Raw genomic sequence first — 19,681 nt, forward strand, 5'->3', positions numbered from 1 at the left:
TCCTGCATCATACTTGCAGTTGATAGCTTTACAGTTTCCGGTCAGGATCGCCAATCTACTATTGGTACCGGGAAACACCAATAGCAGGGCATATATGCAAGCAGGGGTTAGCCGATGAAACGTCTTATGAAATATCTGGTCCGGTTCCTGTCTGTTACGATCCCATTGGGGCTGGGGGTGCTGTCGATCATCCTGTTTGCCGGCATGAAATCCCTGCCGTCGGCCAAGGAAACATCGCCGCGTGTGACGCAGGTGCGGGTTATCACGCTGGCACCTATTCCGGTTGTGCCCCGTGTATTCGGCTATGGCAGCGTCAGCCCAACCAAAGAATGGCGTGCGGTGGCGCGGGTCGAGGGGGAAATCCTTTGGGCATCGGACAATCTGGAAAACGGATTGCTGGCCAAAGCCGGTGAGGAACTGGTCAAGATCGACCCCAGCGGGATCGAGCTGACGCTGGCGCAGATCGACGCACAGATTTCCGCAATCGATGCACGGGACGAAACCGTGCGTATCAATCTGGAAACCGCCGAAGCCGAGCTGGAAATCAGCCGTGCGGATCTGGCCCGTCAGCGCGATCTGGCCGCGCGTGGTACCGTGCCGCAAACAGCTGTTGATCAGGCCGTGCGTCAAGAGCTTGCCTCGCGTACCAACATCAATTCCCTGAAGAACCAGCTGATCCTGAACGAAGCCGAGCGTAAGGTGCTTGTGGCCCAGCGCAATATTGCTGTGCGCGATCTGGGCTTCACTATTATCAAAGCCCCCTTTGCAATGCGGATTGGCGAAGTCAGCGCCCAGACCGGCCAGTTTGTGAACCGCGGGCAGGTTCTGTTTGCCGCCGAAGGGATCGAGGCTGTTGAGATCGCCGCCCAGTTCCCGATTGGCCGCATGTCTGCGCTGATGCGCGGCAGTCAGCAAACCGGAACGGATGGTCCGACCGGCCTTGAGGCTATTGTGCGTTTGCAATCCCCGGTGCGGACGATCAAATGGGCGGCACGGGTGGATCGGGTCGGGGATCTGATTGATCCGCGCACCCAGAGCATCAATGTGGTGGTGGTGGTGGATCAGCCTATGCAACAGGCCCGCGCCGGACAAAAACCACCCCTGCGCCGCAATATGTTCGTCGAGGTCGAATTGCGCGCGGCAGAGCGTCCGGCACTGGCCGTTCCCGCCAATGTCATTCACGGCGAAACGGTTTTTGTCGTCAACAGCGACAACAAGCTGGAAAAACGCAAACTGAAGATTGCCTATACCATCGACGGGGTGGCCGTGATTGCTGATGGCCTGAGCAAGGGCGACCGTCTGGTGGTCAGTGATCTGGATATCGCCATGCCCGGCAAAACCGTCAAACCCGTCGAGGATAAAACCCTCAAGGCGCAACTGGCCGCAGAAGCCCTTGGTCAGGAAACCGGCAAATGATCCGCCTGTTTGCTGCCCATCCGACGGCTGCCAACATCCTGATGGTTATCATCATGGTGGTTGGCCTTATCGCCGTGCCGCAATTACAGCGCGACACATTTCCGGTAACCCCGCCCTCGGTGGTCGAGGTGCGCATCACCTATCCAGGTGCTGCCCCCGCCGAAGTGGAGCGGGCGATCTGCACCCGCATCGAAGACCCGATCCGCGGGGTTGATTATCTGGATGAATTGCGCTGCGTGGCCCGTGACAACATCGCGGTTATCAGCGCCGAAATCGTTGAAGGGGCCGATATGGGTACCTTTTATGACGACGTGACATCGGCAGTTGATACCATCACCACCTTCCCCGACGAGGTGGACAAACCAACCAGCCGCGTTGTTGAACGGATCGCCACGGTGGCCTCGGTCGCCATCACCGGACCGGATGATCCGCATGTGCTGTTCGCTTATGCACAGGGTTTTGCCGACCGGTTGAAAACCCATCCGATGATTTCGCAAACGGTAATCAACGGCTTTTCCGACCGCGAGATTTCGATCGAGATACCAGCGGCGACATTGCTTCGCTATGGGTTAAGCATTGATGATGTCTCCAATACCCTTGTGCGCAACAGTTTCGATTTGCCCGCAGGCACCATGGAAACTCCCGATGGCGATGCACTGTTGCGGTTTGTCGGTGAACGCCGCAAGCCCGAGGATTTCGCCAATATCCCGCTGACATCCTCGGCCCTTGGGGCCGAAGTTCTGTTAGGTGAAGTGGCCGAAATCACCGAGCAATTCGCCAATGATTACGACACCGCCCTGTTCAACGGCAAGCGCGCTGCCATTGTCACCGTCACCAAAACACCGGCACAGGATGCGCTGCGGGTGATGGATGTGATGATGAAGATTCTGGATGAAGAACGCCAGAACGCACCCGAGGGAATTACGTTGGAGGTTTCCACCGATTCCACCTCGAATATCATCGACCGGCTGCGGATCATCACCGACAACGGCATTCAGGGCCTGATACTGGTGTTTTTCGTCATGTGGCTGTTCTTTGGTCTGCGCTTTGCCTTTTGGGTGGCGATGGGGCTACCGGTATCATTTCTGGGCACCATCTTTGTTATGCAGATGGCCGGATTGACCATAAACATGATCACCATGGTTGCGTTGTTGGTGGCCATTGGTTTGTTGATGGATGACGCCATCGTTATATCCGAAAACATCGTCAGTCGTCGCCACAAAGGTGATTCACCACTGCACGCCGCGATCAATGGCACCAAACAGGTGCTGCCGGGGGTTATTGCATCATTTTTGACCACGGCGATGATTGTCGGGCCGCTGGGCCTGATGGCTGGTAAAATCGGGGCGGTGCTGAAATTCCTGCCGATCGTGCTGATGGTCACCCTAACCGTCAGTCTGATCGAGGCATTTCTGATCTTGCCGCATCATTTGAAACATGCGCTGAAAAACCCTGAACCGTCGCGGTTCAGCAAAGCATTCTCGAACGCCTTTGACCGGTTCCGTGACCGTGTGATCGCCCCGATGTCTATGCTGTCGCTAAAGGCGCGGTATTTTACGCTGGGTTTTGCGGGGTTCCTGATCCTGCTGTCCATCGCGCCAATCGTTGGCGGGCAGATCAAGTTCCAAAGTTTTCCCAATCTGGAAAGCGACACCATCGAGGCGCGTCTGACACTGCCCCAAGGCACGCCATTGTGGCGCACCGAAGAACGGGTGGCGCAGGTGGTCAAGGCCTTGCAAACCCTGAACGATGAACTGACCCCCGAACAGCCCGACGGCGCAACACTGGTGAAAAACTATACCGTCTTTTTTGGCAGCAACGCCGACACCGATGAAACCGGTGCGCAACTGGCCACGGTCAGCGCCAGCCTGTTGCGCGCCGAGGCCCGCAGTACCAACGTAACCCAGATCGTCGAACGCTGGAAACAGCTGACCGGCCCGATGCCGGATATGTCCGGCCTGCGCTTTACCGACAAGGATCGTGGCGTGGGCGGCAAGCCGATTTCGATCCGCCTACAGGGTGAAGATCTGGACGAACTAAAGGCCACCGCGGTCGAGATGCGCAAATTCTTTCGCGGTTTTAATGGTGTGCGCGATGTGCTGGATGACCTGCGCCCGGGCAAACCAGAATATATCATCACCCTGCGCCCTGCTGCTGCCAGCGCCCTTGGGGTTTCGGCCCAAAGCATCGCCGGCCAGTTGCGCCGCGCCTTTCGCGGGGACACACCTTTGCAGGTGCAGGACCGCTATGGATCGCTTGACGTGATCGCCCGCTTGCAGGCCGATGACCGTAATTCCGCCAGTGATGTGCAAGACCTGCGCATCGCTGCCGCCGACGGCACCCTGGTGCCGCTGTCGGCTGTGGCCGAGGTAAGCCAGAACCGCGGCTATTCCCGCATCCAGCGCATCGACGGGCGGCGCACCGTTACCGTCGAGGGGTCGATCAACCCGAATGTTGCCAATGCCGTTGAACTGATGGCCGCGCTAAAGCAGGATTTCCTGCCGCAACTGGCGCAAAAACGCCCCGATGTTGATGTTATCATAACCGGCGAAAGTCAGGACACCAAGGAAAGCGGCGGATCGCTGTTGACGTTTCTACTGATCGGGCTGGTCGGTGTTTACCTGATCCTGGCCTTCCAGTTCCGTAGCTTCATTCAGCCGGTGGCCGTATTCGTCGCTATTCCCTTGGGCCTGATCGGTGTGGTCTGGGGGCATATGTTGATGGGCATTCAACTGTCCTTGCCCAGCCTGATCGGGCTGGCCACTTTGGCCGGAATCGTGGTGAACGACAGTATCCTGCTGGTGGCCTTTATGAAGGAACGCTATAACGAAGGGGCCGAGCTGATCGACGCCGCCAAGGGGGCTGTGCGCGATCGGTTTCGCGCTATTTTCCTGACCTCGCTAACCACGGTGGCCGGTCTGGGGCCATTGCTGTTTGAAACCAGCACGCAGGCGCAATTGCTGTTGCCGATTGTTGCCAGCCTCGCATTTGGTCTAACGATTGCCACCATGCTGTCGCTGTTCGTCACGCCGGCAATGTTTTTGGTGCTGCATGACATCGGGCTGATCCGCCGCGCCAAACCCGGGGATAGCGAAGAGTGATACCAACAGGTCGGCGCTTGAGGCATCTGTTTCATTGGCCGGGATTAGAGGATGCAACCTCCCGCTGTGGCCAATACAAACCCAGAGCACAGGTGAATACCAAGGCAGATTGCCCACCACATCCTTAGACATGATGGGCAATTTGTTAGTGGGTTGCTGGTGTTACCATTGCGTCAATGACAGCTTTCATGGTGATCTCGCCGATTGCTGTTCCTGATGTGTCGGTAATTGCCGCCACGTTTTCATTTGAGTACGTCAGTTTTTGTGCTGCGATCTCAAGGCTGCTTCCGGTCGGGATTTGCAAAGTTGATGATGATGGTTTGGGGGACATGATCGTATCCACCTTGATCACACGCCCACGGTTCACTTCTTTTACAAAATCCGCGATATAGGCGTCTGCCGGATGCAGCACGATTTCCTGACCCGTGCCTTGCTGGATTACCTCGCCATCACGCAGGATGGCGATCCGATCCCCCAGGCGCAGGGCCTCGTCCAGATCGTGAGTGATAAAGACGATGGTCTTGTGCAATTCGTCCTGTAGTTCCAGCAGGATGGTTTGCATATCCATGCGGATCAGCGGGTCAAGCGCTGAAAATGCTTCGTCCATCAGCAGAATGTCGGCGTCATTGGTCAGGGCGCGGGCAAGGCCAACGCGCTGTTGCATGCCGCCGGACAACTGGTTGGGATAATTGTCCTCGAACCCGTCCAGTCCCACGCGGTTCAGCCAGTGGCGCGCCCGTTCTTCGGCTTTGCCGCGGGGAACCCCCTGAAGCCCGATGCCGAAAAGGGTGTTGTCGAGCACCGTGCGGTGCGGCAGCAGGGCGAATTTCTGGAATACCATCGCCGTTTTATGGCGACGAAACGCCAGAAGATCGGATTTGGACATTTTGCAAATGTCCTGTCCCTGATAGATCACCTCGCCGACAGTGGGTTCAATCAGGCGGTTGATGTGGCGGATCATGGTGGATTTACCCGACCCCGACAGCCCCATGATCACCTGTATTCTGGCTGACGGCATTTTGATATTGATGTCCTTCAGGCCCAGAACATGTCCGTATTTGGCGTTCAGTTCCTCCTTGGATATGCCGTCCTTGACCATCTGGATATATTTTTCGCCATGCGGGCCAAAGATTTTATAAAGGCCTTTAACCTCGATACTGTTATCAGCCATGGATCTTCTCCGAGTGTTTTTGCAGGCGTTTGCCGAATTTCTGGCTGACGCGGTCAAATACAATCGCGATTGTAACAATGGCCAAACCGTTCATCATGCCATGGGTCAGATACTGGTTGTACACAGCCTTGAGCACTTGTGACCCCAGCCCATGCGCCCCGATAAGCGAGGCCACAACAACCATCGCAAGGGCCATCATGATGGTCTGGTTTACACCGGCAAACAGGTTGGGCAGGGCCAAAGGCAGTTGCACCTGCATCATCTTTTGTCGCGGTGAGGCTCCGAAGGCATCGGCTGCCTCCAGCACATCCTTGTCCACAAGCCGGATGCCAAGATTGGTCAGGCGCACCACGGGCGGGATGGCGTAAATGCAAACCGCAATCAGGCCGGGCACCTTGCCGATCCCCAGAAGCATCAGCACGGGGATAAGGTAAACAAAGGCGGGAATGGTTTGCATAATGTCCAGAATGGGCACGATTACCGCCTGAATACGGTCGGATTTCGACATCAGGATTCCAACCGGAATACCGATTGCAATGCAGACGAATGTTGAAACTGAAACCAGCGCTAGCGTGCGCATGGTGTCTTCCCACATGCCAAGATAACCGATCACCAGCAACGCGATGGCTGTTCCGATAACCATTGTAATACTGCGGGCGCCCAGCCAGACCAGCAGGCACAACACCGCGATCATCAGGGGCCAGGGTGTTCCCAGCAACAGCTTTTCAAACCACACCATGAACATCTTCAGCGGATAAAAGAAATTCTCGATGGCTTCGCCGTTTTCACGGGTGAAAGTGCGGAATGACTGGTCGATCCCTTTTTTCAGGTCCCGCAAATCGGCGCGCCCCATTTCGGGAAATTCGGTCATATATTCGGGTAACATTTCTTTCAGCGACATGCCCCACCCCCTATTTTATGTCTTCCAAAAAACTGAACCGCCCGAAAAGAGCGGTTCAGCTTTATTTCCAGTTCTCTTAAAGAGAGCTTTTGATTTTTTCAGCGGCTTCAGGTGAAACCCACTTGGTCCAGACATCCTGATACTTTGTCAGGAACTCGATCGCGGCATCTTCGCCAGCGGCCTGTTCATCAGCCATATAGACCAGCATTGCGCCCATAACCTCACCCGGGAATACGCGGGCAGCTAGATAGGCGTTGATATCCGCATTACCTTTGTAAAAATCATCCGTGACAAGCGTATAAACCTCGGATTTGATCCAGGCTGATTTCTGGGGATCGGTACAGTCATCTTTTGCGATACAGTTGGTCCAGTGCTCATTCCCGACGAATTCCACACCAAACGGTACGGCTTGCAGGTTGTATTTGCCGATGATGGCGGTTGGCGACCAGTAGTAGCCGAACCAGTTTTCGCCGCGCTCGTTTGCTTTGGCGATCGAGCCGTCCAGCCCAGCAGCCGAACCCGGATCAATCAGCTTCCAGCCTTTGGCTTCCATATCGAATGCCTTGAACAGGTTGGCATTCACAGCTTGGCAGCCCCAGCCCGCAGGACAGCCGACGAATGCGCCCTTGCTTGGGTCTTCTGAATCTGGGAACAGCTCTGGGTGTTCGATGATATCCAGCGCGGTTTTCAGATCGGGGTGGGCTTCGGCGGTATAGGGGGGGATCCACCAGCCTTCGCCCAGACCAGTAATCGGGCCTTTGTTCACGGCGTGAATACGGCCTTCTTCCAGTGCGGGGTCAAGAACATCACGCAGGGCGTTTACCCATTGTTCGCCTGCGATTTGCGGTTCGCCTTTTTCATTCATCGAGGTAAAAATCGCCGATGTACCACCGACAACCAGTTCGATCTCACAGCCGTATCCTTCTTCGAGGATGATTTTATCGACATTAGCCATCAATTCGCCGGATGCCCAGTTGAACTCGGCCATTTTGATGCTGCCGCATTCAGCGAATGCGCTGCCTGCTGTCAGGCTGGCAGCCATCATTGCCGAGGCAAGTAGTAGTTTCTTCATTTAGTCTCTCCCTAGGTAAAATTCATTGGTTGGGCGCAGTAAACCTTGCCAAGCCTGTGTATGTAAAGGGTTTACCCCTGCAATCCTTGCAATAAGCGCGTTTACTATGAAATGACGTGTCGTAAACTGCCGGTAAAGTGTCGGTTGTATTAATCGGCACCATCCGGAGTTGTCGTTTCCCGCCATTCCCCAATCTGTTCAAGCAGTGATTCACGGGTCATTCCGTCGGGTAGGCCATCCATTTGAAGGGGGATGTATTCGACAGGGGAAAGCAGCAAAAGGACAAGGTTTTTGTAGGGGACAACATCAGTGATGTAGTCCCAGACCAGGTCGTTTTCCTGTGGGGGCCCGAAATCGGATACTCCGTTTTCCGAAAGAAACACCGAGCGGTTGTTACGGCGCAAGGGGGTCTCGATTAGATCTTGGAAAAGGCGTTTTTTCCACAAAGTGTTCAGGATGGTCATTGCAAGAAACGCGAAATATATCGGAGCCATTGCCGCAAGCCAGTTGCGTTGTTGAAAACGGTGCGGCAGCAGGTGGTCCACGGTCAGTATTCCCGCAACCAAAACAAATAATGCAACCCCCCAGATAACAATACCCGGCCACAGGCCATAATATCGTTTGGTCAGGAAACGATTGATTTTGGGGCGATCTAGTTCACCCCAGTCACGCTGGATTTCGATTACATCCGTCATACCATCTCTGCGATCGTTACCCATGTATCCCCATACCGCCGCTGGTCGTGCAGTTCAAACCCGTCCGGCGGAAACTGGGCGCTGTTTTCCTCCCAGACGATCAACGCGCCGCCCGACAGCCATCCGTTCCCCCGCCCCGATAGCAGGGCCTGTTCGCCCAGCCCCTTGCCATAAGGCGGATCCATAAAGACCAGAGTGCACGCAGGGCCTTTGTTGGCGGGCAGGCGGGTGGCGCTGGTTTTCAGGACGGTTGTGTCACCTGTCCGGCGGGTCAGGGTGATATTTTCGCGCAGCAGGCTTTGGGCCTTGCGGCCGTCATCGACAAAGGTGCAATGCGCCGCCCCGCGTGACAGGGCTTCAAGCCCCAGCGCGCCGGTGCCTGCGAACAGGTCCAGCACAGTGGCGCCGCGCACCGGATCGCCATAGGCCCCGCCCAGCAGCACCGAAAACAGGCTTTCGCGCACCCGGTCCGAGGTCGGGCGCAAATGCGCCGCCGCGTCCCCCTTGCCGACCGAGGCAAGCGTCAATCCGCGATGCTGTCCGGCAATGATCCTCATGTCTTCAGCAGAGCTTTCATATCGGTTTCGGGGTTGGCGACAACATCTGGCGCGGGGGATTTTCCGCCCTCGATCAGCCGCTTGCCGATCATATAGGCCCGCGCATCGTTCATCGCGTCCACCGCCAGCAGGGTATCGCCTGCGTAATACCAGTGTGACTGCGCCCCGTCCTTGTCGCCTGCCCGCGTGACCACCTTGTCATAGCCGGTATTCAGCCCCGCGATTTGCAGTTTCACATCGAACTGATCCGACCAGAACCACGGGGTTGCGATGTAATCCTTGCCGGCGCCTTGCATGTTTTCGGCCACCACTTCGGCCTGGTCAATCGCGTTTGGAACGCTTTCCAGCCGGATGCGGGTCTCTTTGTAAGGGAAGGACGCGCAATCGCCTGCGGCCCAGATATGCGGCGCGGATGTTTGGCCCTGGGCATCGGTATTGATGCCATTGTCCAGCACTATCCCGGCCGATTCGGCCAGCGCGGTGGCGGGGCGGATGCCAATGCCGGTGATCACGAAATCAACCGGTAGGGTGTCGCCATTGGTCAGGGTGGCGCTTGTCACGCGGGCATCGCCCGACAGATGGTCCAGCCCGACGCCTTCGATGATCTTGACCCCGTGGCCCGCGTGCAGATCGCGGAAATAGTCCGAGGTTTCGGGCGCTGCCACCCGTTGCAAAATCCGCTCGGCCATTTCCACCAGTGTCACATCCAGACCCAGTTTGGAGGCAACCGCTGCGGCCTCAAGCCCGATATAGCCACCGCCAACAATCAGCACCTTGCGGCCCTTGGAAAATTCAGGCTCCAGCGTATCAATATCGGCCAGCGTGCGCACCACATGCACACCGTCCAGATTGCCACCAATGGTATCGGGCAGATGGATCGGGGTGGAGCCGGTGGTGATGGCCAATTCGTCATAGGCCAGCACGTCGCCGCCCACCGTCACGGTTTGCGCATTCGCATCTATCGCGGTCACGGTCTGGTCCAGACGCAGGGTGATATTCTGGTCGGCATAGAATTGTTCGGGGCGCAGATACAGCCGTTCGCGCTCCATCTCGCCCAGCAGATAGGCCTTGGACAGCGGCGGGCGCTGATAGGGGGGCACGGGTTCCTGACCGATCAGGGTGATGTCGCCCTCATAGCCAAGGTTGCGCAGTTTGGCGGTGAGGGATGCGCCGGCCTGACCGGCGCCGATAACGATGATGTGGGGCATGGGTTGGGTCCATTCCGGCTGTGGGTTTGCACCAAGGGTAGCGCAGCAGGCGCGGGCATTAAACCGGTTTAATGGTTCTATTTTCGGGATGTGGACAGAAACCTTGAGTTTCCTCTCGAAACCCGACAAGTTATCATTTGAACACATATGACAAGGAGCCATGCCATGCCTGCCGTCCAGCCCCCCAAAGACCCGGAATCAGACCCGCGCGTCAAAGCCGTATTCGACGATATTCGCGCCACGCGAAATTCGGATTTCATCAATAATATCTGGCGCTATCTGGCGTTTGACGCGGACCTGCTGGAGCGCACATGGGAAGAGGTCAAGGCGGTGATGGCCACCCCGTCCGATCTGGACCCGCTGACCAAGGAACTGATCTATCTGGCGGTGTCGATTATCAACAATTGCGAATATTGCGTCCATTCCCATTCGGCCGCCGCGCGGGCCAAGGGGATGACTGCGGCCCAGCACGCCGAGGTGCTGAAGATCGTATCACTGGCCGCGAAAACCAACCACCTGTCAAACGCGATGCAGGTGCCGGTTGATCCTGTGTTCATCGTTGGCGAGGAATAGAAGATGCCCATAGCCATTGCAGCCGCCAAAGCGGGCGGTCCAGAAGTTCTGCATGAAATCGACCTGCCAACGCCCGCGCCCAAGGCGGGCGAGGTTCTGGTGAAACACAATGCCATCGGCGTAAATTTCATCGACACCTATTTTCGCAGCGGTCTGTATCTGTGGCCGGTGGACAAGGATCTGGTGCTGGGCAGCGAAGCCGCCGGCACGGTTGCTGCGCTGGGCGACGGGGTGACAGGTTTCGCCGTGGGTGACCGCGTGGCCTATACCATTCCGAACGGTGCCTATGTGTCCGAACGGGTGATCGAGGCGCGGCATCTGGTCAGGTTGCCCGACGGGGTAAGCGACGAGGTGGCGGCGGCCGCTATGCTGAAAGGGCTGACGGCGCATTACCTGCTGCACCGGTCCTTCAAGGTGGAAAAGGGCCAGACAGTTCTGTTCCACGCGGCGGCGGGGGGTGTTGGCCTGATCGCAGGGCAATGGCTGGCGGCCAAGGGGGTGACGGCAATCGGCACCGCTGGCGGGCCGGAAAAATGCGCGCTGGCCGCTAAACATGGCTATGCCCACACGATCGACTATAAATCCGAGGATTTCGTCGAGCGGGTTAAAGAGATCACCGGCGGCGAGGGCGTTCATGCGGTTTATGACAGCATCGGGCATGACACGATTGCCGGTTCCATGAACTGTTTGAAAACCTTTGGCACGCTGGTAAATTTCGGTCAGTCCTCGGGCCCTTATCTGGATTTCAAACTGTCCGATCTGGCGGTTGGCTCTTACACCGTCACCCGCCCCGTTCTGTTCCATTTCACGGCGGACCGTGCCTATCTGGAAAGTGCTGCATCGGATTTATTTGCGATGATCGAAAATGGCACATTGAAGATCAACGTCAATCAGCGTTACCCTCTGGCCAAAGCTAACCAAGCGCATATCGCGCTCGAGGGGCGAAAGACAACCGGATCAACCGTTTTGATCCCGTAAACAAGGAATAGGAATATGGCAGTCGGAAGCGTAATCTGGACGTGGTTCAACGGGGCATGGCATCAGGGCGATATGCCGGTGATGAATGCCGCCGATCATGGCACCTGGCTGGGATCACTGGTGTTTGACGGCGCACGCAAATTCGAAGGTGTGGTGCCGGATCTGGAGCCGCATTGCCAGCGGGTGAATGATTCTGCATATGTCATGGGCCTGAAGCCCACCATGAGCGCGGATGAAATGCAGGCGCTGGTGATGGAGGGGCTGGAGAAATTCGACGACGACGCGGCGGTTTATATACGGCCGATGTACTGGTCGAAAGAGGGCGGCGTGGGTGTTGTGGTGCCTGACCCTGATTCGACTGTATTTTGCCTGTGTCTGGAGCAAATCCCGATGTCTGCGCCGGATGCCAGCCAGACCCTGTGCAAAACCCAATTCACCCGCCCAATGCAGAGCATGGCACCGGTCAACGCCAAGGCGGCCTGCCTGTATCCCAATAACGGCCGGATGATCCGCGAGGCGCAGGCGCGTGGCTATAACAATGCCATCGTTACCGATGCGCTGGGCAATATCGCGGAAACGGCCACGGCGAATATTTTCATGGTCAAGGACGGGGTGGTGAAAACACCGGTTCCCAACGGGACATTCCTGAACGGCATCACGCGCCAGCGGGTTATCAAGCTGTTGCGCGAAGCGGGCAAAACCGTCGAGGAAACGACCTTGCGTTACGAAGATTTCGAGGACGCGGACGAAGTGTTCCTGACCGGCAACATCACCAAGGTGACGCCGATTGTGAAGATCGAGGATACGGAGTTTGAAATCGGGCCGGTGACGAAACTGGCACGGGAACTTTATTGGGAGTGGGCCAAGGCCTGATCCGAAAGCGGGGGCGGGCGGCTCTGCGCCTTGCGTCGAGTCGCCCGCCTTGTGTTGTTAGGGCAAATCCAATCCAATTGAATTCACTACACAACCCGAACGCATTTGCAGGTGCAAACGCTGCCTCGGGTTGCGCGGTAAATACACGAATATGAATAGATTGGATGCGCCCTAAACCATCGCGAAAATACGGGCAGGGCCGCCGGTGCCGCCACGGTGTTTCGGCGCGCCAACGATCAGGGTCGCGCCTGCTGCGGGTACCTTGTCCAGATTGGCAAGGTTCTCGATACCAAAGCGCCCTGATGGCAACCACGCATAATGGGTTGCGAAATCGGCCGACATGCCGTGATCCAGTGACAGTGTGTCCACACCGATAGATGTCGCGCCGGTTTCCTCCATCAGCATTTTCGCCGCTTCTACATGGAAGCCGGGGTAATGCTGGAGTTCGCCATCAAAGCCGCGAAATTTGTCACTGGCAACATGTGCCGCCCAGCCGGAATGCATGGCCACACAGGCGTTGGCCGGAATTTCGCCATTCGCCGCGATCCATGCCTTTATGTCATCCGGTGTGACCATTGTATCGGCGTCTTCGGCCGCGCGGGCTGCGATGTCGATCACGCACAGCGGGGCGATCAGGTTGGACACCGGAATTTCGTCTACCGATTTTCCGTCCGCCGAGAAATGCAGCGGCGCGTCAATATGGGTGCCGGTGTGCTCGTTCACGGTGAACTGGTTCAGGTTGAAATGGTGTTCGGCAAAGTTGAATTTTGATTCCATCGAAAACTGGGATTCACCGAAATAGGTCGGGAAATCCGCATCCAGCGTGTGGGTCATATCGGTGACCGAGTTGTGCCCGCCCGCCATCGCCGCCGTCCCTGTCATGGACGAGCCGACTGCCGCCGCCGCGCCTGCCGCCGCTGCCGATTTGAAAAAGCCGCGGCGCGACAGCATCTTGTCCTTCACCGCGTTCATTACGCATATATCACACATGTTTTTCTCCCTGATTTACAGTCGTTTGTTGTTACGGGTTGTTGAATTCCCCAAGGTAAACCTATCGGTAAAATCACCGATTGGAAGAAAATTCTGCCATTTGGTAAAATCCGCGCCGGTTATGCCGGTGTGAATGTCATGGTTACCGGACCGGTAATTGCGGATTGGTCCAGACGGCTGACGGACAGCAGAACGCGCCGTTCCTTGCGGCTGTTTACCGACCACTGCCCGACAGTTTTACCGCCGCTGGTGGCAATGATCCGCCCCTTAGCGATATCGTTCAGGCGCAGTTGCAGCACATCCTTGCCTCGGGACACCTTGAGGTTCAGACGCTGCGGCATGACATATTTCAACACCGGCCCCTGAACCGAGACAGGCACTGTTTCTATGCCATTCGGCAGTCTTTCGGCCAGATCATCCGCCACACGCGCGCCGGCCCTGCGGCCTTCGTCCCAGCACCAGCCGGCGGTTTCCACAGGGCGCAACAGGTTGCCCGCCGCGAAATACACCGGATCGGAACACCGCCCGAACTGGTCCACTACGGGGCCACCCGTCGCGGGGTCAACCTCCAGATGGCCCATGCGGCCAAGGGTGGATTCAGGTGTGAACATTCCCGACAGGATCACCCCGTCGCAGTCGATATGTCTGCGGGCGCCATCCGCGTCCTCGACCTCGAGGCTGGAAACGGTTTTATCACCGTGGATCGCCACGGGGCGGGTGTTCAAGTGCATCGGCACGCATTTCAGGCGCGGATAGATTGTAAAGGGAAAGCGGGCGGTCGGGCGCGGATCGGGTTCCACCATCGCCGCCGGCCGGATACCGGCGTGGGCGCAGGTGGAAACGGCGGAAATCGCAACCAGTTCGGTGCCGACGATCACCGGCCGTTTGAACGGGCGCATGTGTTTCAGAAACACCATGGATTGCAGCGCGCCGGTGTTCACCACGCCTTGCAACCGCATCCCGCCCAGCAATCGGGCCGAGCGCGGGGTTTCGCGCACGCCGGTGGCATAGATCACGCGGCGGGCGTTGATTACCTGTTGTCCTTCGGGCAGTGCCAACAACAATTCACCACCCTCGCGGGCCTGAACCACAGTGGTCAGGCAGTGGATTTCCACACCGGCGGCAAGAGCAGTTTGCACCAGTTTGCGGGCATAGGCAGGGCCGGTATAGATGCGTTTGAATTCCCGTGCGCCAAACGGCGGGTGGCCACAATGGCGCGGGATGCCGCCCGCATCGGATTCGCGTTCCAGCACAACCACGCGGGCCACGCCTGTGGCTTTCAACGTGGTGGCCGCCGCCAGACCAGAGGGGCCGCCGCCGATGATGGCAACGTCAATCGGGGTGGTCAGGTCAATCATTTGTCTACCCCCTCGGCCATCGGAATGACGAAGCGCCCTTCGGTCAGTTCCGCCAGACGGGCCGAGCAAAAGAACCCCTGACAGCGCCCCATCGTCACCCGTGTTTGCCGTTTCAGTCCGGCCAGCGATTTTGCCGCCAGTGGGCCGCTGAGGGCCGCTTCGATCTCGCGGCGGGTGACCAGCTCGCAATGGCAAACGATTTCGCCGTGGTCCTTTTCCTTCCAGTCACGATTGGCAGTATCGGTCAGCACGCGGGCGGTGGGGATTACCGGATCGGTCAGGGCTGTATGGTCTGCCCCCGTATCGCGATACAGGCCGTAAACATACTGCGCGATGCCCAATGCCCCGCTAAGGCCGGTCGAGCGGATGCCGCCCACGGTGATCCAGTTGTTCGCGGCATCGGCGCTGATCTGGTAATCCTTGAATTCCGTCGCGGGCCGCAGCCCTGCGTAGGTCGCCGTCACCGGCATCCCCTTCAGGGCGGGCACAATTGCCTCGCCGGCCGCCATCAGGCTTCGCAGGGTTTCGGTGTCGATCGAGGAATCCGTGCGGCTTTGCTGATCCTCGGCGGTGGGACCGACGGCCAGATTGCCGAACACGGTGCGAAACAGCACGATGCCCTTGGTGCGGGCCGTGGGAACGGGCAGGATAACCGAACGGGCAAGGCGACTGGCGGCTTTGTCATAAACCACGAACTGCCCTTTGCGCGGGGTGATGGTGAAGGGGGCCTGCCCGAACACGGAACTGTTGACCAGATCACCATAAAGGCCGGCGCAGTTGACCACATGGTTTGCCCGCACCAGCCCTTGCGTGGTTTCCAGTTTCCATCCGCTGCCGTCGAACCGCCCGCCGGTAACCTCGCAGGACAGCATAACTTCGCCGCCATTCATCAAAGACTGCTGTAGATAGGCATAGGGCGAAGACCACGGGTCAATCAGGCTCTCGCGCGGGATCGCGATGGCGGCAAGGGCGCGATCGGACAGGTTTGGCTCGACCTTGCGCAGATCGTCGCCGGTGATCAGGCGGGTGTCCATCACGTTGTTATCTACGGCCTGTTGCTGGATCTGCTCCAGCTTGGCCACTTCTTCTTCGCTCCAGGCGACTACATTGGCGCCGCATTCGTCCAGCGTCAGGCCGAAGTCGCGGTAAATCCGGCGGTATTCCTCGTGACCGGCCTGAATGCAGCCAACTTCGATCGAGCCGACGGGCGCGTCAAAGCCGGTGTGCAGGATCGCGCTGTTGGCTTTGCTGGCGCCATCCAGAATGTCGGTGGCCTTTTCTAGCAGAACCACCCGCGCCCCTTCCAGCGTAAACCGCCGCGCCATGGCGCAGCCAACGATACCGGCACCGATGATGGCAACGTCATAGGGGGTGCTGTTTATTGTCATGGAATACCGAGTTTTTATTACTGCTGTTGACTTTGACTATTCAGTAACTAAAAATGCCCGAACAGTCAAAGAAAAAGGGCCGGAATGAGAGTTCAAGATCGCCAATCCCGAATTGTTGCCGAAATCCGCGCGCATGAAAAGGCGACGGTAGAGCATCTGGCCGACCTGTTGGGGGCATCGCGTGAAACCATCCGGCGGGATCTGACCGAACTGGAAAACCAGGGCAAGGTGCAGAAATTCCATGGCGGGGCAATGCTGCCACGCGGATTCGGGGAAGGGGCGTTCCAACAGCGGATGGGGGAAAATGTTGCGGCCAAGGTCCAGATTGCCAAAACAGCCGCCAACCTGTTCAAACCCGGTGAAACCCTGTTTGTCGATACAGGTTCGACCACGTTGTATTTCGCCGAACAACTGGCCGGGGTGAAGGGGCTGAACATCATCACCAACTCTACCGATATAGCGCAGGTCATTTCGGCCCGCGGAAATTCCTATGCGTATTTGCTGGGTGGCAGCTTTGGTTATGATAACCGGCAGACGGTCGGCTCATTAACGGTGGCGCAGATAGAAGGGTTTCGTGCGCATCATGCGGTGTTGACCGTCGGGGCGCTGGATGCGGTTGCAGGTGCTGCCGATTTCGATCTGGAGGAATCGCAAGTGGCCAAGGCGATGATCGGGCGGGCGGGTTCGGTGACAGTTCTGGCGGATCATAGTAAATTCGGGGCCATGGCCTCGTTCGGGGTGTGTGCGCTGGAGGGGATCGACCGTTTGGTCTGTGATCTGGCTCCGCCTGCCGATCTGGGACGGGCGCTCGGGGCTGCGGGGGCCGAGGTTGTGATCACCGAAGGCAGTGAATAGCGGCTTTATCGGCAAGAACAGGGGCGAAAACGGCCCGTCAGGATTCACACCTTGAAAAACCCCCAGTTTGCGCGTATCTGCAACCAGATCAATTCAAAGGCAGGCAGCTCGATGGCTAAACCCAAACAAATCCCCAGTCCTATCCAGTTTTTCCAGCAGGTTCGCGCGGAGGTTGCCAAAGTTGTTTGGCCAACCCGCCGCGAAGTAATGCTGACAACCATCATGGTTTTCATCATGGCGGCGCTGACGGCTATTTTCTTTTCGATCGTTGATCTGACAATCCGTTCGGCCCTGACAGCGGTTCTGGGGATGTTCGGTTAATAAAAACTGCCGTCTACGCACTTGAAAAGGCTGGGTTTCAGTTGTAGAGCGGGCGGCACCACAATGACAGGCGTGCAGCGATTCGGGTTGCGCGCTGTTTTTTGTTATGGATGCAAGCGGGTTAACCGTTTGAAATAATTGGAATTTACCGCGCTCCGGCGCGGCTGGCACAAGGGCTAAGGCAAGATGGCGAAGCGGTGGTATTCGGTTAGCGTTCTCTCGAATTACGAGAAAAAGATTGCCGAGCAGGTAAAAACTGCTGCGATTGAAGCTGGCCTTGAAAATGAAATCGAAGAAGTTCTGGTGCCCACCGAAGAGGTGATCGAGGTGCGTCGCGGCAAGAAGGTTACGACCGAGCGCCGCTTTATGCCCGGTTACATTCTGGTGCGGATGGAAATGTCGGATCAGGGCTATCACCTGATCAATTCAATCAACCGCGTCACCGGTTTTCTGGGGCCGCAGGGCAAACCGATGCCGATGCGCGACGCCGAGGTCAACGCGCTGTTGAACCGCGTCGAGGAAACGGCCGAATCACCACGCACGCTGATCTTTTTCGAAATTGGCGAAAAAGTTGCCGTTGCGGACGGTCCTTTCGAAGGTTTCGACGGGATGGTCGAAGAAGTGGACGAAGACAACCAGCGCCTGAAGGTGACGGTATCGATCTTTGGCCGGGAAACACCGGTCGAACTGGAATTCACGCAGGTCAAAAAAGAGACCTGATGCGAAGCATGTGGGAGGAACGGTGGGCGCGCCTATCGAACCGGACCACGCAACCCTAACCCCTGCCGACGCGTTGGCGGGAATGTTGAAAGTAGGAGAAGCCTGATGGCTAAAAAACTGGCTGGCACAATGAAGCTGCAAGTGCCTGCAGGTCAAGCAAACCCGTCCCCCCCCGTGGGTCCGGCGCTTGGTCAGCGCGGCATTAATATCATGGAATTCTGTAAGGCGTTCAACGCCAAGACACAGGACCTTGAGCCGGGCGCACCGTGCCCGACCGTGATCACATATTATCAGGATAAATCGTTCAGCATGGACATCAAGACGCCGCCTGCGTCTTATTTCCTGCGTAAAGCTGCGAAACTGAAGTCCGGCGCAAGCCTGCCTGGCCGCGAAACCGTGGCAACTGTTTCGGTCGCCCAGGTGAAAGAAATCGCCGAAGCGAAAATGAAAGACCTGAACGCGAACGATATCGAGGCCGCGATCAAAATCATCATGGGCTCGGCGCGGTCCATGGGCATCGAGGTGAAATAATCATGGCTAAACTTGGAAAACGTATCAAGGCAGCCCGTGAGGCATTCGCCGGTAAAGAAGACCTGAGTGTTGAAGAAGCTGTTGCACTGGTGAAGGCCAACGCAACTGCTAAATTCGACGAAACGGTCGAAATTGCAATGAACCTGGGTGTTGACCCGCGTCACGCCGACCAGATGGTTCGTGGTGTTATCGGTCTGCCGAACGGCACAGGGAAAACAGTTCGTGTAGCTGTATTTGCCCGTGACGCCAAAGCAGAAGAAGCCACCAAAGCCGGTGCCGACATCGTTGGTGCCGAGGATCTGATGGAAATCGTCCAAAGCGGCAAGATCGAATTCGATCGCTGCATCGCCACCCCCGACATGATGCCGATCGTTGGCCGTCTGGGTAAGGTGCTTGGCCCGCGCAACCTGATGCCGAACCCCAAAGTGGGTACGGTTACCATGGATGTGGCGGCTGCTGTTGAAGCTGCCAAAGGCGGTGAAGTGCAGTTCAAAGCGGAAAAAGAAGGCGTTGTTCACGCCGGTGTTGGCAAAGCGTCCTTTGACGAAGCCAAGCTGGTTGAAAACGTACGCGCCTTTGTGGATGCCGTTCAAAAGGCCCGCCCTTCGGGGGTGAAAGGCTCATACATGAAGAAGATCGTGTTGAGCTCGACCATGGGCCCTGGCGTGTCGGTGAACATCGACAACGCGACCGGTAACTAAGGTTTACGGCGGGGTGAACCCCGCCCTACGAAATTTGGCAGGCGTTCGCGGCTGCCAGATAGCAGGGCCGAAAGGTTCTGTTCTGTCCGAGACGGAGGGCATGAGCCGGATCTGATCCGGCTTCTGGAAGTCCTTCCCGAGATGGGAAACGAGACGAATTTCACGGGGTGTATTCCTCGGGTGATTTTGGCCTCGGGACCCTGAAATTGGACCCGAAACGCCCCACCGATACGGGGCACAAACTGAGCCGGAAGGGGAAACCCTTCCATAAT

The 19,681-nt window shown here is 57.4% G+C and carries 19 protein-coding genes; 10 read left to right on the forward strand and 9 right to left on the reverse strand.

Going from position 1 to position 19,681, the window contains the following annotated elements; genetic code table 11:
* Window positions 1–114 precede the first annotated feature (114 nt).
* Together BAR1_RS00410 and BAR1_RS00415 are read left to right on the forward strand one after the other, a co-directional pair.
* A complete protein-coding gene (locus tag BAR1_RS00410) occupies window positions 115–1,416 on the forward strand; it encodes an efflux RND transporter periplasmic adaptor subunit (RefSeq protein WP_118941186.1) in 1,302 nt (433 codons plus the stop codon).
* Entirely contained in the window at window positions 1,413–4,517 is a 3,105-nt protein-coding gene (locus tag BAR1_RS00415) for an efflux RND transporter permease subunit (protein WP_118941187.1), read from the forward strand. The genes BAR1_RS00410 and BAR1_RS00415 overlap by 4 nt, the downstream gene beginning before the upstream one ends.
* Before the next feature lie 145 nt (window positions 4,518–4,662).
* Here BAR1_RS00415 and BAR1_RS00420 read toward each other — a convergent pair whose 3' ends face one another.
* The 6 genes from BAR1_RS00420 to BAR1_RS00445 all read right to left on the reverse strand — a co-directional run bounded on the left by BAR1_RS00420 (window position 4,663) and on the right by BAR1_RS00445 (window position 10,121).
* Window positions 4,663–5,688 carry a quaternary amine ABC transporter ATP-binding protein gene (locus BAR1_RS00420; RefSeq protein WP_118941188.1) on the reverse strand — a complete coding sequence of 342 codons (1,026 nt, stop codon included), beginning with the start codon at window positions 5,686–5,688 and terminating at the stop codon, window positions 4,663–4,665.
* Window positions 5,681–6,589 carry an ABC transporter permease gene (locus tag BAR1_RS00425; protein ID WP_118941189.1) on the reverse strand — a complete coding sequence of 303 codons (909 nt, stop codon included), beginning with the start codon at window positions 6,587–6,589 and terminating at the stop codon, window positions 5,681–5,683. Before BAR1_RS00425 ends, BAR1_RS00420 begins: the two co-directional genes overlap by 8 nt.
* A gap of 76 nt (window positions 6,590–6,665) precedes the next feature.
* The gene (locus BAR1_RS00430) at window positions 6,666–7,661 is read right to left on the reverse strand and encodes a glycine betaine ABC transporter substrate-binding protein (RefSeq protein WP_118941190.1); all 996 of its coding nucleotides are present in this window, start codon (window positions 7,659–7,661) and stop codon (window positions 6,666–6,668) included.
* A gap of 149 nt (window positions 7,662–7,810) precedes the next feature.
* On the reverse strand, window positions 7,811–8,356 hold the full coding sequence (locus BAR1_RS00435) for a hypothetical protein (protein ID WP_118941191.1): 546 nt from the start codon (window positions 8,354–8,356) through the stop codon (window positions 7,811–7,813).
* Entirely contained in the window at window positions 8,353–8,913 is a 561-nt protein-coding gene (rsmD, locus tag BAR1_RS00440) for a 16S rRNA (guanine(966)-N(2))-methyltransferase RsmD (RefSeq protein ID WP_118941192.1), read from the reverse strand. Before rsmD ends, BAR1_RS00435 begins: the two co-directional genes overlap by 4 nt.
* Entirely contained in the window at window positions 8,910–10,121 is a 1,212-nt protein-coding gene (locus BAR1_RS00445) for an NAD(P)/FAD-dependent oxidoreductase (RefSeq protein WP_118941193.1), read from the reverse strand. Before BAR1_RS00445 ends, rsmD begins: the two co-directional genes overlap by 4 nt.
* Window positions 10,122–10,286: 165 nt before the next feature.
* Here BAR1_RS00445 and BAR1_RS00450 point away from each other — a divergent pair, with 165 nt between their 5' ends.
* The 3 genes from BAR1_RS00450 to BAR1_RS00460 are packed head-to-tail and all read left to right on the forward strand — an operon-like array spanning window position 10,287 to window position 12,545.
* Entirely contained in the window at window positions 10,287–10,694 is a 408-nt protein-coding gene (locus tag BAR1_RS00450; protein WP_118941194.1) for a carboxymuconolactone decarboxylase family protein, read from the forward strand.
* 3 nt (window positions 10,695–10,697) lie between these two features.
* The gene (locus BAR1_RS00455) at window positions 10,698–11,672 is read left to right on the forward strand and encodes a quinone oxidoreductase family protein (RefSeq protein ID WP_118941195.1); all 975 of its coding nucleotides are present in this window, start codon (window positions 10,698–10,700) and stop codon (window positions 11,670–11,672) included.
* 15 nt (window positions 11,673–11,687) lie between these two features.
* Entirely contained in the window at window positions 11,688–12,545 is an 858-nt protein-coding gene (locus BAR1_RS00460; protein WP_118941196.1) for a branched-chain amino acid aminotransferase, read from the forward strand.
* A gap of 171 nt (window positions 12,546–12,716) precedes the next feature.
* On the opposite strand, the gene BAR1_RS00465 is transcribed toward BAR1_RS00460, so the two are convergent.
* The 3 genes from BAR1_RS00465 to BAR1_RS00475 all read right to left on the reverse strand — a co-directional run bounded on the left by BAR1_RS00465 (window position 12,717) and on the right by BAR1_RS00475 (window position 16,281).
* Window positions 12,717–13,535, reverse strand: a complete 819-nt coding sequence (locus BAR1_RS00465) for a cyclase family protein (RefSeq protein WP_118941197.1) — start codon at window positions 13,533–13,535, stop codon at window positions 12,717–12,719.
* Between the two features lie 119 nt (window positions 13,536–13,654).
* The gene (locus tag BAR1_RS00470; protein WP_228408634.1) at window positions 13,655–14,893 is read right to left on the reverse strand and encodes an NAD(P)/FAD-dependent oxidoreductase; all 1,239 of its coding nucleotides are present in this window, start codon (window positions 14,891–14,893) and stop codon (window positions 13,655–13,657) included.
* Window positions 14,890–16,281 (reverse strand): NAD(P)/FAD-dependent oxidoreductase, encoded by a 1,392-nt coding sequence (locus tag BAR1_RS00475; protein ID WP_118941198.1) that lies wholly within the window; start codon window positions 16,279–16,281, stop codon window positions 14,890–14,892. Before BAR1_RS00475 ends, BAR1_RS00470 begins: the two co-directional genes overlap by 4 nt.
* A gap of 84 nt (window positions 16,282–16,365) precedes the next feature.
* Between BAR1_RS00475 and BAR1_RS00480 the strand changes: the two genes are divergently transcribed.
* The 5 genes from BAR1_RS00480 (at window position 16,366) to rplA (ending at window position 19,409) form a co-directional block, all read left to right on the forward strand.
* Window positions 16,366–17,136, forward strand: coding sequence for a DeoR/GlpR family DNA-binding transcription regulator (locus tag BAR1_RS00480; protein WP_118941199.1), 771 nt, complete (start codon window positions 16,366–16,368; stop codon window positions 17,134–17,136).
* Window positions 17,137–17,247: 111 nt separating this feature from the next.
* The gene (gene secE, locus BAR1_RS00485) at window positions 17,248–17,457 is read left to right on the forward strand and encodes a preprotein translocase subunit SecE (RefSeq protein WP_118944285.1); all 210 of its coding nucleotides are present in this window, start codon (window positions 17,248–17,250) and stop codon (window positions 17,455–17,457) included.
* Window positions 17,458–17,643: 186 nt separating this feature from the next.
* Window positions 17,644–18,177: a transcription termination/antitermination protein NusG gene (nusG, locus tag BAR1_RS00490; protein WP_118941200.1), complete on the forward strand. Its 534-nt coding sequence runs from the start codon at window positions 17,644–17,646 to the stop codon at window positions 18,175–18,177.
* Between the two features lie 105 nt (window positions 18,178–18,282).
* Window positions 18,283–18,708: a 50S ribosomal protein L11 gene (rplK, locus tag BAR1_RS00495; RefSeq protein ID WP_118941201.1), complete on the forward strand. Its 426-nt coding sequence runs from the start codon at window positions 18,283–18,285 to the stop codon at window positions 18,706–18,708.
* A gap of 2 nt (window positions 18,709–18,710) precedes the next feature.
* Window positions 18,711–19,409: a 50S ribosomal protein L1 gene (gene rplA / locus BAR1_RS00500; RefSeq protein WP_118941202.1), complete on the forward strand. Its 699-nt coding sequence runs from the start codon at window positions 18,711–18,713 to the stop codon at window positions 19,407–19,409.
* The last annotated feature ends 272 nt before the right edge of the window (window positions 19,410–19,681 follow it).

It is taken from the genome of Profundibacter amoris, assembly GCF_003544895.1.
Lineage (GTDB): Bacteria > Pseudomonadota > Alphaproteobacteria > Rhodobacterales > Rhodobacteraceae > Profundibacter > Profundibacter amoris.